Origin of the sequence: Bacteroides acidifaciens, from assembly GCF_903181435.1 — a bacterium.
Taxonomy (GTDB): domain Bacteria; phylum Bacteroidota; class Bacteroidia; order Bacteroidales; family Bacteroidaceae; genus Bacteroides.
The window spans coordinates 1-15971 of sequence record NZ_CAEUHO010000007.1 but is presented as its reverse complement, the minus strand read 5'-3'; the positions used below and the strand labels follow the sequence as shown (position 1 = coordinate 15971).

Annotated in this window: 19 protein-coding genes; 9 read left to right on the top strand and 10 right to left on the bottom strand. The window is 37.3% G+C overall.

Annotated elements, in window-relative coordinates:
* Positions 1 to 2: 2 nt before the first annotated feature.
* A complete protein-coding gene (locus tag CLIN57ABFB40_RS19910) occupies positions 3 to 389 on the bottom strand; it encodes a DUF3244 domain-containing protein (protein ID WP_175631621.1) in 387 nt (128 codons plus the stop codon).
* A 449-nt stretch (positions 390 to 838) separates the two neighbouring features.
* Complete coding sequence (locus CLIN57ABFB40_RS19905; protein WP_175631635.1) at positions 839 to 2533, bottom strand: tetratricopeptide repeat protein; 1695 nt, start codon at positions 2531 to 2533, stop codon at positions 839 to 841.
* A 697-nt stretch (positions 2534 to 3230) separates the two neighbouring features.
* Between CLIN57ABFB40_RS19905 and CLIN57ABFB40_RS19900 the strand changes: the two genes are divergently transcribed.
* The 3 genes from CLIN57ABFB40_RS19900 to CLIN57ABFB40_RS19890 are packed head-to-tail and all read left to right on the top strand — an operon-like array spanning position 3231 to position 5115.
* Positions 3231 to 3788 (top strand): hypothetical protein, encoded by a 558-nt coding sequence (locus CLIN57ABFB40_RS19900; protein ID WP_016274491.1) that lies wholly within the window; start codon positions 3231 to 3233, stop codon positions 3786 to 3788.
* Positions 3789 to 3795: 7 nt separating this feature from the next.
* Positions 3796 to 4416 carry a RadC family protein gene (locus CLIN57ABFB40_RS19895; protein WP_175631620.1) on the top strand — a complete coding sequence of 207 codons (621 nt, stop codon included), beginning with the start codon at positions 3796 to 3798 and terminating at the stop codon, positions 4414 to 4416.
* Between the two features lie 54 nt (positions 4417 to 4470).
* Positions 4471 to 5115 carry an SLOG family protein gene (locus CLIN57ABFB40_RS19890; protein ID WP_175631619.1) on the top strand — a complete coding sequence of 215 codons (645 nt, stop codon included), beginning with the start codon at positions 4471 to 4473 and terminating at the stop codon, positions 5113 to 5115.
* A gap of 292 nt (positions 5116 to 5407) precedes the next feature.
* Here the strand turns inward: CLIN57ABFB40_RS19890 and CLIN57ABFB40_RS19885 are convergent, their stop codons facing one another.
* The gene (locus CLIN57ABFB40_RS19885) at positions 5408 to 5896 is read right to left on the bottom strand and encodes a hypothetical protein (RefSeq protein WP_016274488.1); all 489 of its coding nucleotides are present in this window, start codon (positions 5894 to 5896) and stop codon (positions 5408 to 5410) included.
* A 1-nt stretch (position 5897) separates the two neighbouring features.
* Positions 5898 to 6359: a hypothetical protein gene (locus tag CLIN57ABFB40_RS19880; protein ID WP_016274487.1), complete on the bottom strand. Its 462-nt coding sequence runs from the start codon at positions 6357 to 6359 to the stop codon at positions 5898 to 5900.
* Positions 6360 to 7035: 676 nt separating this feature from the next.
* On the opposite strand from CLIN57ABFB40_RS19880, the gene CLIN57ABFB40_RS19875 reads away from it, so the two are divergent.
* Complete coding sequence (locus CLIN57ABFB40_RS19875; RefSeq protein WP_016274486.1) at positions 7036 to 8211, top strand: hypothetical protein; 1176 nt, start codon at positions 7036 to 7038, stop codon at positions 8209 to 8211.
* Positions 8212 to 8324: 113 nt separating this feature from the next.
* Here the strand turns inward: CLIN57ABFB40_RS19875 and CLIN57ABFB40_RS19870 are convergent, their stop codons facing one another.
* The 3 genes from CLIN57ABFB40_RS19870 to CLIN57ABFB40_RS19860 all read right to left on the bottom strand — a co-directional run bounded on the left by CLIN57ABFB40_RS19870 (position 8325) and on the right by CLIN57ABFB40_RS19860 (position 9966).
* Positions 8325 to 8846 carry an immunoglobulin-like domain-containing protein gene (locus CLIN57ABFB40_RS19870; RefSeq protein WP_016274485.1) on the bottom strand — a complete coding sequence of 174 codons (522 nt, stop codon included), beginning with the start codon at positions 8844 to 8846 and terminating at the stop codon, positions 8325 to 8327.
* A 77-nt stretch (positions 8847 to 8923) separates the two neighbouring features.
* The gene (locus CLIN57ABFB40_RS19865; protein WP_175631618.1) at positions 8924 to 9190 is read right to left on the bottom strand and encodes a hypothetical protein; all 267 of its coding nucleotides are present in this window, start codon (positions 9188 to 9190) and stop codon (positions 8924 to 8926) included.
* Between the two features lie 11 nt (positions 9191 to 9201).
* Entirely contained in the window at positions 9202 to 9966 is a 765-nt protein-coding gene (locus tag CLIN57ABFB40_RS19860) for a ParA family protein (RefSeq protein WP_175631617.1), read from the bottom strand.
* 292 nt (positions 9967 to 10258) lie between these two features.
* Here CLIN57ABFB40_RS19860 and CLIN57ABFB40_RS19855 point away from each other — a divergent pair, with 292 nt between their 5' ends.
* Complete coding sequence (locus CLIN57ABFB40_RS19855; RefSeq protein ID WP_175631616.1) at positions 10259 to 11140, top strand: nucleotidyl transferase AbiEii/AbiGii toxin family protein; 882 nt, start codon at positions 10259 to 10261, stop codon at positions 11138 to 11140.
* Here CLIN57ABFB40_RS19855 and CLIN57ABFB40_RS19850 read toward each other — a convergent pair.
* Entirely contained in the window at positions 11091 to 11945 is an 855-nt protein-coding gene (locus CLIN57ABFB40_RS19850) for a hypothetical protein (protein ID WP_175631615.1), read from the bottom strand. The two genes, CLIN57ABFB40_RS19855 and CLIN57ABFB40_RS19850, sit on opposite strands and share 50 nt — an antisense overlap.
* Positions 11946 to 12167: 222 nt before the next feature.
* A complete protein-coding gene (locus CLIN57ABFB40_RS19845; RefSeq protein WP_175631614.1) occupies positions 12168 to 12770 on the bottom strand; it encodes a recombinase family protein in 603 nt (200 codons plus the stop codon).
* 347 nt (positions 12771 to 13117) lie between these two features.
* Between CLIN57ABFB40_RS19845 and CLIN57ABFB40_RS19840 the strand changes: the two genes are divergently transcribed.
* The 4 genes from CLIN57ABFB40_RS19840 to CLIN57ABFB40_RS19825 all read left to right on the top strand — a co-directional run bounded on the left by CLIN57ABFB40_RS19840 (position 13118) and on the right by CLIN57ABFB40_RS19825 (position 15406).
* Positions 13118 to 13666 carry a hypothetical protein gene (locus tag CLIN57ABFB40_RS19840; RefSeq protein WP_016274479.1) on the top strand — a complete coding sequence of 183 codons (549 nt, stop codon included), beginning with the start codon at positions 13118 to 13120 and terminating at the stop codon, positions 13664 to 13666.
* 16 nt (positions 13667 to 13682) lie between these two features.
* Positions 13683 to 14012 (top strand): hypothetical protein, encoded by a 330-nt coding sequence (locus CLIN57ABFB40_RS19835; RefSeq protein WP_016274478.1) that lies wholly within the window; start codon positions 13683 to 13685, stop codon positions 14010 to 14012.
* Positions 14013 to 14184: 172 nt separating this feature from the next.
* Positions 14185 to 14442, top strand: coding sequence for a hypothetical protein (locus CLIN57ABFB40_RS19830; protein ID WP_016274477.1), 258 nt, complete (start codon positions 14185 to 14187; stop codon positions 14440 to 14442).
* A 274-nt stretch (positions 14443 to 14716) separates the two neighbouring features.
* Positions 14717 to 15406 carry a SprT-like domain-containing protein gene (locus CLIN57ABFB40_RS19825; protein WP_016274476.1) on the top strand — a complete coding sequence of 230 codons (690 nt, stop codon included), beginning with the start codon at positions 14717 to 14719 and terminating at the stop codon, positions 15404 to 15406.
* 330 nt (positions 15407 to 15736) lie between these two features.
* Here CLIN57ABFB40_RS19825 and CLIN57ABFB40_RS19820 read toward each other — a convergent pair.
* Positions 15737 to 15971, bottom strand: a 235-nt coding sequence (locus tag CLIN57ABFB40_RS19820; protein WP_217703304.1) for a hypothetical protein, incomplete at its 5' end; no start/stop codon positions are given.

Here is a 15971-nt window from a genome sequence, read left to right as displayed (position 1 = left end):
AACTATTCGATTTCAAATTTTCCTTTAAGGGATATTTTTTCATCAAAATAGAAGAACTCATATGATCCAGGCTGTAATTGATCTATTTCAATATTTAAAATTTCTTGTTGATTGATTACGTCCATATTTTGATATACAATATTCCCATAAGTATCTTTTATTTGAATAGTGATTGGCGTTTCTGGATATTTGAAGAAGCGGACTTCGATATTTTTATCTATAAGATAGCATTCTATAGGATTGGGTGTAACCGACCTTGAACTCTGATCCCATTTTTCTAGTTGAATAGCCCTAATTTTGTAGCTATCGTGACTTTCACTTGTTACATTAGCTGCTGTCGTTATAAACGAGAGAAGCATAAATAAAAGAAGAGTACTTAATTTTTTCATAATTCATTCAATTTTGATATTGCAAATTTACCGAAAAACGATGAGTTGGGCTAATAGTTCTTTGTCTTCTGCGTAGACAAAGAACTATTGAGAATCAGTTGTTTACAGATTTTGGCGTATACTCACTATTTCTTATTGTATATAAAGTGAATATAAATAGGATTAGCAATCATTTTTTTATTTATTGTGTAGTTTGTCGATGTCGATTAATAATTAATTTCGAATCAAAGTAAATAATGAGAGTGATATTAAGCTCTTCAGTATAACAAGTTAAAACATAGCTATTAATGTTGTTGTATAGTTTAAGATAAATAGGTGTTATCTTATAAATGGAAATCGTAGAAAGAGATTTCCACGATTTTCATACTTGTTTAATGGTAATATAAGCCTAATGTTATATGTACTGTGCTGATATTAAGTGTAATATTCTTTTCTGGGGTGTATATGTGTTAACTCAGATTATCAATCAAATATTCATATAATGATGTTTGGTTTGGCAATGTGATGTTTAATCGTTGTCGAAGTCTAAGTCGTTTTGTTCTAACAGAACTGGGTGATATATTAAGTAATTTAGCTTCGTCATTTGTATCAAAGCCATATAAAGTGAAACAGCAATATTCAATTTCTTGTATTGATAGGTCCGGGCATAGGTTATCGATGTATTCGTAGAAATTTGGATAAATATTTGTTATCTCTTCTACTATAAGCTTCCATTGCTTTACAGTTATTAGCTGTTTTTTGTTTCTTGGTATATTGAGATTAACTAGTTGCGATAATTCTTTGTATATAGGTGAATCTGATATAAGTTTAGCCTGTAATTTCTTATACCTATGAGTTAGTTCTGTTACTTCTTTTTCCATCTGATTATACTTTTCGTCTTTTTCTACAATAGATGCCAGCATCTTTTTTTTCTTATCTAGTTCAATGGATAAGTTCAGAGAAGCAATTTTTAAATTTTTTAATTCAATCTCTTGTTTTCTAATCCGTTCTTCTGCTCTTTTCTTATATAATATATAACCAAATGATCCTAATATAATTACGAATATACAAATAGTTAGAATAAAAATGTAATTCTGTTGTTTGATTTGTAAATTTTTTACCTTTTCTTTTATTTTCAAGTTATTGTATCTAGTCTCAATATTAAGAATTTTAGACTTATTTGTAGTGTTTAAAATAGAATCTACTATATTACTACAGCTTTCTAAGTCTGCTAGCGCTGCTTCGTAATTCTTTTCTGATTTATATATTTGGTATGATAGGTTCTTAATACTGTATGTATATTTAGGATTGTCTTCTGGAATTTCTTTCAATAGTTCCTTTGCTTTTGATATTGAATCAGTTTTTATGTACAACTCTATCAATGCTACATAGTTCGGCAATTTGTTTCTTCCCAATCTTAGCGCTTTAGAGAAATAAATTTGGGCTTTTTCAAAATCTCCTTTTATAAGATAGGTATTCCCTAATGTGTTATCAATGGTAGCTTTTATATTCTGGTCTTCTAGCTTAATAGCTATTGAATCAGCCGATGATAGAATATCTAAAGCGTAATCTAATGAGTCCATAATAGCATATACACGACCGACATCTCTTAATGCACAGGCGTAGCTGTTGATATTTTCGTTCGATTTGAAATAATTTGCTGCAGTTTTGTATTTCTCGATAGCTTGCGTCATTATTTGTCGCATTTGATATAGGTCTCCCATATAACAATAGATATAACCGATAAGATTATTTAGGTCATATTTCTTGACTAAATCTAAAGTATTGGTATAAATTGCCATTGCTTTATCATAATCCCCATCGGTTGCATAAGATCGTCCCAGATAAATTAAAATTTGTACTTGTTCAGTTGGTGTGCCGTATTTAGAATACCATTTATATGCCCTCTCAAAATGTTCTGCTGGCAATAGGGTGTTATAAACTTTATCTGTGATTTTTCCGGATAACATACACCAACGAGCAAATGACTTATCATTCATTTTTTCTGGTGATATAATAGTGTCTAATATGATTAGCGCACTATCTGGGTTAACCTCAATAGCATTTTCCACTTCATCCATCCACCTATCTAAGGACGGTTGATGCTTATTGCACCCTATTAAGAACAGTGTAGCAATGATGATATGTATAATACTTTTCATTATTTATAGTAGTTAGGTATTCCATATTAAGACTTTATACCCTGCATAGAGGTACGGTCTGCCGTCAAAAGCACCGGAGAGTGGTATTTACCGGACAACAACAACGTGCATCCCGTACCTTATGTGGATACAGGCGTACACATCCGTTGTTGTTATTTTTAAAAGATACCACTCTTTTTGCTTCTCGGATGGAACGTTCTATATGAAAATACAATTTGTACTTTCTACATTCTGCTACAAAAGTAGGTAATTTCTTTGTGAAATGTTACTATTCAAAGCTCTTTTCCTTGCCATTTTTCCTCTTTTAAGAAATTTTTATTAGTTCAGGGTAGTTTTAAATTCTAAATTTTATTTGGGCGTTCCCCTTCAGGTCCGGGCTATCCGTTTCAAGTCCTCGCAAGCTCCGGGCTTTCCTCTTCTATCCCTAACGCAAAACCCCGGCTGAAGCCGGGAGAGCGGTATTTTTTCATTTTCCCTTAACTGATTGAAACATTGACAAAGGTATGCGGGGGTGAAAACAGATTCAAAAAAGTGCCAAATCTCCACCCTCCGGGTAGTATTTACCACTTTTTTAAATCGTGCAATTCACCCTGTCCGCTGAGATTAAAAGTCAATGTTCTCAATCAGTCAAGGGAAAAAAATTGGCTGGGGGGAGCGGCAAGCGATGTAAGCGAGTATTAACCTTTTAATTTTTAGCGATATGGCAACAATTAGCAACAACCCCAAATTCCGTGAACAGTGGTCTAAGTTCATGCACTACTTTTTTGATTATTTGCCTACCAAGTACGAAGCAACCCCCCGTGAATGGGATATACGCAAGTTAGTTTGGGACTTTAAAGACGGCAAACGCAGTTTGCAAGTGGCTGAAATGGTAGCCCGAAAAATTCGTATGCAGTTTGGTGCGACAACGGGAGATATTGTATTTTGTTGTATTCCAGCATCCACACCTGAAAAGAATGCAACGAGATACAAAGACTTTTCCGCAGAAGTCTGTCGTTTGGCAGGGACGATAAACGGTTACAACCATGTAGGCATTGAAGGTACACGCCTTGCAGTTCATGAGAAAAAAAACGGAAAGAGCGTGGAAAGCGTGCAGGTAATCCGCTTTGACCGAGCATTTTTTGACCATAAAAAAGTACTTGTTTTCGATGATGTGCTAACAAAGGGCTTTTCTTATGCTCGTTTTGCGTGTGCTTTGGAAAGCTTCGGAGCATCCGTTTTAGGTGGTTATTTTTTAGGTAGAACTTTATTAAAATGATACGACTATGAAAACTATATTTGAAATTAATGATACTTTCCGCGTAATGGATAACAGCGAACTAGTATATACTTTAACTGACAGCCTGAAAATGAAACAAGAACAACGCAAATATGATGCAATGGGGCTAACAGATTTTTCTTTGTCTGACTTATTGGAGACGTTGACACCAGCCCGTAAAAAAGTAGCCTATGCAGCCATCGAACTATATAAGAGATTGAGAGAAGGAGCAGACGAACGAAAAAGTATTCGTAGCAGCATAGATATTTTTAATCTCATGTACCCCGTTCTATGTGATATTGAGACCGAAGAATTTTGGATTATATTGCTGAATCAGGCTTCTAAAGTTATTCGTAAAGTACGTATATCATGCGGTGGTATAACAGGAACAGCGGCAGATATGAGGGTAATAATGAAGCAGGCAGTTCAATATGATGCAACCTCTTTTATAATGGTACATAATCACCCATCCGGTAATATTCGCCCAAGTAGAGAAGATGACAGCTTAACGGAAGTGGCTTTCAAAGCAGGCAAAGTGATGAATATTCCTTTAGTTGACCATGTGATAATTGCAGGTAACGAGGGTGAAAAATATTACAGCTATTCAGACGAGGGTAGAATAGTATAGGATGAATCAAAGAAAGGCGGGATTTTTCCCGCCCTTCTTACAAAGTATATCAAGATGCAAGGAGTAGAAACTTATCAAATGACGACTTCCGACCTTTTCGGAGAAGAGACGATTTTTCGTTATCAATATGAGCACCCGAACGGGAAGTATTTCAAGGCAACGGGCAGCACGTTACAAGAGTGCAGAGTACAGCGCAACCAGTGGTTAAAGGCTTATTCTGTCGCATTTACGGGGCATCGTACCCCCCGAATTTTAGCATCCGCAGGTAATAATAAGCATATACTTGAAATGCTTACTTTGAGAACCCGTACCCATTTACATACGCTTTGTGTTGCTGGCTATCATACGTATCTGTGCGGCATGAGTGAAGGTTTTGACCTGATGGCAGCCGAGCAAGTGAATATCTTAAAAACTTTATTCGATGGTGTGCGGTTAATTGCTGTTGTACCATTCAGGGGGCAAGAAGCCTGCTTTTCATTGAATGACCAAAAACGATACTATCAAATATTAGAAGAAGCGGATGAAACCGTTATTTTGTCAGACACTTATTTTGAGGGCTGTTTTACCAAACGAAATGATTATCTTTTAAGATATGCCGGCAGGGTGCTAGCTTGTTTTGATGGGGCTTTTTATGGTGGAACGGCATACACGGTACGCAAGGCGACAATGAAAGGGATATTGATTGATAACATTTTTTAAGAAATGGCGAGCGGTGGGGTGAGTTCTTTTTTTGGCAGTCGCCCCAAAAAAAGAACCAAAAAAAACGCTTTGGAAAGCGGTAAAGGCAGAGCCTTTGATGTTGATTTGCGTTGCACGCAGCTACCAGCGGTAAGGCGAAGCCTTGATTTGTATTTTTGCGTTCACGCAGACACTGGCAATAAGGAGATTTACCAGATTGATTAATGTTTGTGAGGGGGATTTTTAATTTTCAATCCCACAACCACTAGTTTGCTAGTGGTTGTGGGATCTTTGCATAGAAATATTTCTTTGGTTATTTTTTTATGATAGGTTGAGACTGTCCTTCTTTGGTTTTTCTTGACCAGATATCTTTGTAATCGTCCGGATTCCAGTCATTAACATTATAGGCAATATATACACTTCTATCTATTGATTCTGCGTATTGGTCCCATTGGAAAATAAAGTTTATGTTCCAAAAATAAGGTTTAGTTCTGTTAGTCTTGGTGAGTTCATATACATCATTGGCTATACCGCCTCCCGGCACACTGATAACACTATAAGATTGTTGCCTATAATCGACATCGACAATAGGGCTAAGGTCAAACCCATAAGCGCTGCCATTTTGAACAGACCAAACCATCATATTTCCACCCTCTCCATTATCCATGTGATAATCAGTTCTTGACCCTTTAGAGAAAGTGACGTTTCTATTATAAGAGAAACCAAAAACGTAAGATTGTGCCTTGACAAAAGATATACTTATCAATGACAATAGTATAATAGATAATATTCTAGCTTTCATATTATTTAAAGTTTAAAAGGTTCTCAAAATATTTATCATCAATTCGTACTACTTTGTACTTTATCCCTTTGCTAATTTTCTCTCTGATTCTGTCATTCCATGAATTCATCTCTTTTATTCGCATTTCAAATGCTTCTTCTGATACATTTATTTCTGCTCCGCTTGTTATGTGGCAGGTTATAATACCGGCATCATCCATTGTGCAGTGTTTATAAAAACGGTACATAACAGCCATCATTTGATAATTTATAGCTTGCTGGTCTTGGATGGAACGGGTTGCAGCTTCCTGCTGATCTTGCTCTGGAAGAATGTCTATAAATTCATTACTCTCAATATACTCCTTAACCGTTTTAGCAGTGACGGTCTTGTTCTCGACTGGCGTTGCCTGATCTTCATTCACAGACTGGTTTGCGCAGCCACATAATCCTAGTAATAGGAACAAAAATAGGAACTGTTTTTTCATAATCTTTATTGTTAGTTAATACTGAATTTGTTTACTATAAAGTTAGCCATTAATACTAAATATTGTTCAAATGAATATTTCTTTTGCGTATACAAGCATATGCTGATTATCAGTCGGTTATGTGGCTATGTATAGACAAGCATTTGAGAGGATATCCTTAAATATATTAATTAGCTGGAATCTTACTAAAGAAATAAGCTCTGTTACATCTTCCGGTATCATCAAATACGCATAACAATGAACCGAATTTTAAGTCAAACAGGACATATTCAAGGATTCCTAGAAAAATACCTTCCTAATAAACTTTTGACCTTTGTTAGGGCCTGAACATCTTCTTTTCAAGACGCAGGTATTCAATTCTTAATTGTGCTGTAGCGCATATGCAAAAATCAATTTTAGTCATACTGTCACATCAATAATGAATAGCCGTTCTATTCGATTCTCTTGGTGAGCTATTATACTGTTAATGGATTTATGATGAATTATTTCCCATGAGTACGTTTTTTGTGTAAATGATTGATTTCCAATGATGGTATGTGTACGCTTTAATCGTTTTTTCTGTCGGATTATGCTTGTTTTTTCATTAATTTTGTAGTAAAATAATTAGTATTCAAGATACCTAATTTGTAAGTGTGTTGTTTTTTAATATTTAGTTTTTATTTTAAATTGTAGGCTTATGAGAAGAAATGTGTTTTTTCTGATACTTGCTGCTGGAATGATGGCGGTATCATGTACGTCTGATCCTTTACTGGATGATACTCAATCCGGTATTAATACTCCCCTTGATACTAGGAGTATTAAAGGCGATTATGCTAATGCAAATCAGTTGGCTTCCAACCTCATGGCATCGTTTAGAAACAAAGTTTCTAGAACTTCTATGGTTGCTTATCCTGATTATTATGGAGGCGCATATATTAATGATAATGATTCATTAGTGATTCTTACAGTGGGTGAAAACACTGATAAAAGTGAGTTTGTTCAAAGGTGTAAGGGTGATGGTTTTAAGACCTTAAAATGCAAATACTCTTTTAATGAATTAAATGGAGTGGTTGAGCAGATAACTTCTTTCGTCAGTAACGAGGAGAACCAATCTGAGGTATTGGATGTACAGTTTAATGGTGCTGGTATATCAAATAGCGAGAATAAAGTAATAGTTCAGTTGAGTGATATCTCTGACACTAATATTGCAAAATTTAAAGCAAAAATAGTTGATTCTCCAGCTATAAGATTTGAGAAGAGTGAGCCGCTTCAATTTCATTCAGAAATTAAACCAGGCAGTCCAATAGCAAATGGTTTTATTGGTGGCGTGAATTCTTATGGTTCTGTTGGTTACAGAGCACGGTATAATGGTATGGATGGTGTTGTAGTTTCAGGTCATGTAATGAAGAATCAAGGTGCCGATTTATACCTTGGGGAGACAACCACTGTTATTGGGCGTTGTCAAAGATTACAGATTGGAGGTAAAGTAGATGCAGCCTTTTGTTCTTTAAATAGTGGTTACACCTGTGGTACTATGATTTATAACACTATGTATTATCTAAATTCTACCACTGATTATTTAACAGAAGGCCAGACTGCACATATGAGCGGCAAGTATAATACCAGTTCTGGTAAGGTTGCTATGGTAAATTACACTGCGAGCGGTCAAATGAGTGGAATGCAAGTTTCTATAGGTGGTTGTACGGTTGCTTATTATAATAGCCAAGGTGGTGATAGTGGTGGTATTGTATATTCTGATGATTATGATATTCTTGGTATTCACGAGGCAGGTGGTAAAATCAATAATAAAAATGTAGGTGTATATGTCTTGGCAGATAATATAAACAACGCTTTATTTTTAACTCCGTATTAATCAATAAAATAAAGCATTGTTAAATGTATGAAGAATAAAATCACTCCTGCACTGCAGGGGTGATTTTATTTGAAAGAAGATTTTGATATGCTAGTATCCTTATAAGGATTGCATTATTCAATCTTAAATTCTGCCTTTAGTTGGACTTCTTTCATATCTTGGTGGAATGTCTTAATTATGCGGTATTTCCCTTTTGATAAAATATAGTACTCTGCTATTGGATATCTGAAACAATAAACGATATGTGTTTTGGGGATAGAGAAACCATCACTAAACCAGATTAAATCTTTTTTCATCTTAGGTGATTCCCATTTATTCCCATCCCATATTTCAATAATCCAGTCTCTACCGAAATCAAGAACGGTATTAGTTGGGTTATAAACATATATCGATAAGTATCGTATATCAGATGGATAACTCTTATATTCTGTATTCATGGATATTTCCGTTCCCTGATAATTTGAGGGCAGTGCTTCAGTATATAGGAGGTTACAATCCTCTAATTCATAATTAGTAATCACATCAATCTGCGTAGTATCGTTTTTACTATTGATAACCGCTTCTTTCCTCTGTTTGCTTGTACAACCATACATAAATAGAAGAAACGCAAAAATACACAAAATATTAGTCTTCATATTCCTATATTCTTATGGTGTAAATAGATATGTAAGTTGACCCAAAACAAGACTTTTTAGTGTATAATAAATCTTTCTTATTGGTATCTTTCGCCTTTATCGTTCAGATAAAGGTCAATCGCTTCGTTGAATGCTTCGAGCAGTGTCATGCCGTTATCTGTGGCATAGTTCTTTAGCCTTCTGTGGTGAGAGGGGTCTGTTACATAGTTGCACGTCTTGTATCTCTTCTTCTCAACAGGTGCAGGTTCTTCAGCTTCGCGAGTATTCACGGGTACTGTTGGGTTAACAAGAGCGCTTAACCCTTCTTTCATGCTGTCTTTCAAATTTCCTCTTTTATTTGCCATACAAAATTTCTTTAATTGATTCTTTTACTTTCTCGTTCCAGAAACTCTTCACAAAAAGCGTTATAGTCTTCAGCTCCGGATGATTTGGGTGCATAATGGAATATATCATGCTTGGCTGCTGTAGCTTCCCCTATCGAAACATTATTGCGGATGGCCGTATCGAATACGTCACCCTGAAATGTTTCACGAATAATATCCCGGATATCTTGATTAAAATTCTTCCGGCCGTCATATAGGGTAATCAATATCCCGGCAATATACAGCCCCGGATTCATATTGCACTTTACATCATTGATAACGTTTGTCAAACGTCCCATGCCTCTCATTGCCAGATATTCGGCTTCCACCGGTATAATAACGCAATTCGCTGCGGTCATGGCATTAATTGTGAGGATTGAGAGAGATGGCGGACAATCAATCAAGATATAATCGTAATCATTCCGGATAGGTTCAATCAGCTTATGAACAATCTGCTCCCGTGCGTACTTTTGAATGATTTCCATTTCGATGGCCGACATATCCAGACACGACGGCACGATATCCAGTCCGTCTTCGTTCTTGATGATCGGCAATGGCATCTTCCCTCTCATTGCCTGGTAAATCGTGTTATCCAGTTCGGTAGAAATGCCTAGGCTTTCCGTAAGGTTGGCTTGTGCATCCATGTCAACGAGTAGCACCTTGTGCCCACGCATCTTTAGTGCAGCGCCTAAGTTGGCGGTGGTTGCGGTCTTGCCGACACCGCCTTTGTGATTAATGATTGCTATTACCTTTGCCATAGTATTATATATTTTGAAGTGATACTAAATCACTAAAATAAGTGCTTTAGTTGTTGATGCAAAATTAGTGTTTTAGTGGAAACTAAAAAACTAATTTTAGTTAATAGTTAGAATCAACGATTTACCATTCTATAGTGTCCTTGAAATAGTCTTCTCTGGGTTTGCTCCGCGCAGCTTTATCCAGGTGGTCGGCAAACCATTTATTTACCTCTTGCATAGAATACTGTGCTGGTTTTTTGAGTTGTGCTATTTAAGTTGTAATTTAGCATCCTTATTTTAAATCTGCATTTGAATGGCAAATATTGATGATATAAAAAGACTGACTTTGCGCGCTTTGATGGCTGATGATATCCTGATGCAAGGTCTGGTGCTGAAGGGTGGCAATGCTTTGCAACTTGCTTACGATATTATTAACAGGGGGTCTATTGACATTGATTTCTCGATGGAGAGAGAGTTTTCCGAAAAGGATTTTGACCGGTTGACACGGGTGTTCGGAGAACTGCTGAACAATGAGTTTGCCCAAATAGGTTTAGTGGCTTATGATGTGAAATTCATCCAGAAACCTAAAAGTGGTAGCATTCCTGAATGGAAAGGATATATGCTGGAGTTTAAACTGATAGAAAAAGAGAAGTTCGATCAGTTCGGTGAAGACATAGGCGCCATTCGCAGGAACTCTATAAAAGTGAATGATCAATCTACCCGTTATACGGTAGATATAAGTTCTTATGAATATGTGGATGGAGCTGTCAATAAGGATATAGACGGTCTGATTCTGAGGGTGTACACACCGGAGATGATTTTGATCGAGAAAGTAAGAGCCCTGTGCCAGACAATGGATAAGTATAAAGATATCGTGAATTCTGCCCGACCTAAAGAGAGGGCGAGAGATCTTTATGATATATGGATGATTACGCAGCATTTTGCCCAGTTGAATTTGACCGATGATTTGTTTCGGAATATCTTCGGAGCTAAACGGGTTCCCTTGTCATTCTTAAAAGACTTTGAAGATCTTCGGGAGAGGAATCGGGCCAACTGGGACGTTGTTAAGCAGACGATTAACAGTGATCAAGAACTGCAAGACTATGATTATTATTTCGATTTTGTGAAAGACCTGATCAATCCTTTTAAAGACCTTTCGGATAATACAGCTTCCATCGGTCCGAAAGCTCCTTGAAACGTATATTATAAGATAGGTAGAACCTGAATTTTTGCTCCATCTCTGCCAGTGGAGCAAAATCAGATTCTTCATAACCGGCTTTTTCCATATAAAAGCCGATTGCCTGATGATAAGGATATATAAAATCCATCTTTTGATAATAAGATAATAATTTCTTGATATCGACATTCTCTTTCGCATTCCTGAATGCTTCGATAACCTGAGTTACACCGCCTGCATAAAAAGGACGGGTTACAACGTCGATAAGTGTCCTCTCTAAATCCGTGACCGCCAGATTTCCCCGGTATGGGACTACCCCTAACCGGTGGTTGCTTTGCCCGATTATTTGGTGGACCATATACCCTTTACAATTTCGGGAGTTGTTTGTCTGCCTGGGCGGTTTGCTAAATGCTTGGTCGATGGCTTCCTGAGTGATGGTGTTTTGTACGGCTGCGCGTTCTCCCCTCTCAAAAGTCAGATAAATATGTTTGGGTATCTGCAAAGTCAGATTGTGTATAAAGAGTGCGGTATAAAAGCTGAAGTACGAAGCACGTGAGCGAGCGGCTGCATAGTCGAATATATCCGGATTCTTTTCAGGAATACCGTAAACTTGGTAGTTTCTTCTATTTAAGTCCGTCATAGTAACGGAATCAATGATTTTAGCTTCTGACAGTCGCTCTGTTAATTTGTCTTTGGTATAGCTCCGGAAACCATCTATAGAATTTGTACTTTGCCATAATACAAAGAACTCTTGTTCGGTAAACACTTTATAGTGGTATTTGCCGAGCAATGCACGGATGATTTCTGTATTTTTTTTTCGCATAGTTATTTATATTATCAATTGCATATATGCAATTGATTGTGCGAATATACAAAAAATCCCCCGGAAAGAGCAAATATTTATAGATATTTAGCTATAAACAGAACCTTTTATGATTAATTATTCTGCTGATAATGAAAAGATTGAATAGGGTTAGGACTAGGAATAATATATCAAGGTACCCACTAAATAACTAATATTAGTTGTTTAGTTGATACCCATCCCCTACTCTTTACAGTTAGAATTTTTCCGCATAGGAACAATCCCTTCTTTCTTCAGATACCGGTACACTGTTTCCCGGCTACCAATCCGCAGTGCTTTCATGATTTCACGAATTGTACTACCTGCTTGGTAGAGCTGAGCGCAGCTTTTAACTTTTGCTTCGTTCTCCTCGTTGACTTTATCTTTAGTACGTCCGAACTTTACACCCTTGCTTTTGGCTATTTTTCGTCCCTCTTGGCAACGTTCTACAATAAGATCGCGCTCGAATTGGGCGAAGGCTCCCAGTATATTTGTGAATAGTTGGCCGTTGGCTCCTTCCGTGCTCAGGTTATCTTGCAGCGAAACGAATGATATGGATTTTTGTTTCAATTCATCCAGCAGCGCAATCAGGTTTTTCAGGCTTCGCCCTAAACGGTCGAGCTTATATACGACAAGGGTGTCCCCTTCTCGTAGGTAGTTCAGGCATTCTTTCAGTTCCGGGCGTTGGGCAATCATACCTGATACCTTCTCTGTGAAGATTCGGGTGCAACCGCAGGCCTTTAATGCTTCCAGTTGCATATCTAAATTCTGTTCTCTGGTAGATACGCGTGCATATCCGATTTTCATAGACTATCTTATAAATTGGTTTAATACTTCACTCACCGGCCTTATATTAAGAGGCAGTTACGATTTTATTATGTTCGTGCAAATATAGTGAATCGTACTAATATCTCTTCTGTTTAACCAGCTCTTTTTAGATTTGCCGGCAGTACGATTTTATTATAATTAAATCGTACATGATAAAACTGTGAATAAATGTTGATTGAAAACTGTAATACCGTTTTTTATTGCTTTCTTTGTGTTATGTCTAAATTCTAAATGTGAATCCGGAGGAGAACCCGGCACGAGTGATAAATTACCTGAAACGGGTGCAGTTCTCGCCAAACTTTAAGGAAGATAATATATAATAAGGTATGATACAAGTCGATCAATTTTGCGAAGAACTTCAAGCCCTGGGGCTGGCTCCTGTGGTGGAAGATGAAATGTTACTTTTAGAATATTCGTTTGATGCAGTAGACCAGAAGGCCGTGATCCGGCTAATCAATAAATACGTTGGTTTCTGGAAGTCGATAGGAATAAAAACAGACCACTCCAAAGATGATAAAATAGCACGTTACAAGATACCTGTTTTATGGATTAAGGGTGAAGATCTGACAGATGATCAGCTCCAAACGGCTGTCGAATCCATACAACAGCGTATGGGGGGAATCACTAAGTCGCAGGTCAATAATATGAAACACGCTATCGGGTACAAAGCTGAACGGGTGACGGATGGCAAATTTCTTGCTAGCCGAAACTTTTTTGGAGTAAGTGAAGAGCTTCCGGAGTGGGAAGATCTTGTTCTGTGTGGCTTGGCCACCAAACGCCAACAATTCAATGAGACTGTTTATCATGTTTCCCAAAAGGGCTTGGACTTTCTGGCCGCTCTGTTGGATATTGAAATAGTAGAAGATAATGAATAATACAAATTTTTAGCGTATGGCTGTTAATGTACAATTCTGTATAGAGCATCATTATTTTTGTGATGCTTTATATGTATGGATGAAATGGGAGTTTCCATTTCTACCACGCATCGGTGAATCAGTTAGTCCTTGGTTCTGGATTGAAGAAGGTACGTATGACCCTGATAAAATAAAGAGTATGTTTACTTCTGAAGGTTTGGCTTCTTGGGATGCTTGGCAAGGTGACTTTAAGAGCTGGTTGTATGAGATGGGCATTTCTGCCGATACCATTGCAAACTTGTCCTATTTCAAAGGTCGTGAAGATGGTTGCCCATATGTTCATTTGCTTATGCAAGAAGAACGGTAATTCCAAGTAGCAGGTAGTGTTTTTCTATTTTCCACTAATCAACTAAATTTAGTTAATTAGTGGATTAGTGCTCTCTAATTCCGATATTATTGTTAACTTTAAGGAGTCAAATCAAATGTTCACTAAAAACTAATTTTAGTGTTTTAGTGAATGGTTTTAAAATATATGTGCTATGAGAGAAAGAGATAAAAACACTAATCCCAATATTACCGTCTATGTACGGGGTATTGGAATATTATCAGAACATGGTAGAGAACTCAACCAAATTGCAGATAAGAAGCTGCAAGAACTTGCCAGAGAACTTGAAAACTACACTAAAGATGAACAGTACTTTATCTTGGATCGAATTTCTTCTGAACTATGCGGATTGCTCCTGGAACGAGGCCCCCACTCTGAAGATATGGATGAGACAGAGGACAGCGAATATTGATTCTCGAATATTTTCGGCTACATATTCATAATTACTCTTGCATATTTGTAATGTACATTACAAATATGCAAAGTTTATCTTTCTATTCAGATACTAAAAAACTAAAGCACTAATCAACTATTATTTGTAATGTGCATTACAAATAATGCTATATTCTTATAAATAAGATGATTGTGCGTACTGTGATTCCACTAAAACACTAAAAAACTAATAATTGTAATGTGCATTACAACTATATTTCTTATCTTTGTGTAGATTTAAAAGAGAAAGCTTTATGATAACAACTCTCCAGTTTAAGACGCTCGATGATTTGTATCTGTTTTACAACGAGCATATATTCAGCGGCCAACTTCCTGAATGCATTGTCAACATGAGCCGCAAAGGCGGTTCTTATGGTTTCTTCGCTCCGGAGCGTTGGAAAGGTGAGAACGTGGAGAAGAAAATCATTCATGAGATCAGTATTAATCCTGACTTCATGGATAGACCCGATAAAGATTGGCATTCCACGCTCGTGCATGAGATGTGCCATCTGTGGCAAGAGGATTTCGGCAAGCCTAGCCGAAACAACTATCATAATAAGCAATGGGCCGCTAAGATGATAGAAATAGGTCTGATGCCATCCGATACCGGAGAACCTGGAGGCAAAACCACGGGGCAGCAAATGACACACTATATACTTGATGGCGGTTTATTTGATCAGGTGTTTAATACATTAAAGGCTGAAGATCTGGAGAACCTGCGTTTGAAATACCGGCCCCGGTTTGCATCTGGTACTTTACCAGTGACGGTCACGGTTACCGGTGGCGATAAGGATGGTCAAGAGCCGGGAGGCAGTCAGCCCCAGGAACCCAAAAGTGGCAAACGGGTAAAATATACCTGTGGCTGCGGTAATAATGTTTGGGGGCGTGCCGGCCTATGGATTAAATGTGAAGAGTGTAATATGTTCTTTTTAGAAGACAGTTAAGGTCTTTTTTTATACTAAAGCACTAATTTTAGTGCTTTAGTATCTGTTTCTATCGCATTAGTCTATTGTTCTTTAACGGTTTGTCTTTGATGGGGCAGGAGATAGAAGAGAATGTGCAGTTACTAGGAGCTCCCAGTAAAAACCCTGCCGGAGGCAGCATAAAAGAAGTGCGGAGATGTCGGATATCCGTCAATTCGCTCCGCACTTGACGATGTGCATTAACCCATCGCTCCCAGGCTACGGGGAACCACCCCCGTAGCCTGACAAAAATACAAAAAAGCGAAGAATAAACAAGTTCATTCTTCGCTTTTTTGTATTTTTGGTAGAGGTTTAATAGTCTCTATAATATCTTCCTTCCTGATCTATTTGAATACGCATTCTTTGAATGAATGTCTTCACATCGAGGCCCATTGTTAATGCACCGTTTTTGATCTCTTCTTCGGAGTAAAAACGCGCTTTAGCCGTGGGGGGAGTCTCATAGGCAGGATTAATTTCCGGAACAGGCACAACTTGGCTGAAAAGATCTTTCATTGTTTGTTCCCCTTTCCTTTCATTTCGACGCTGT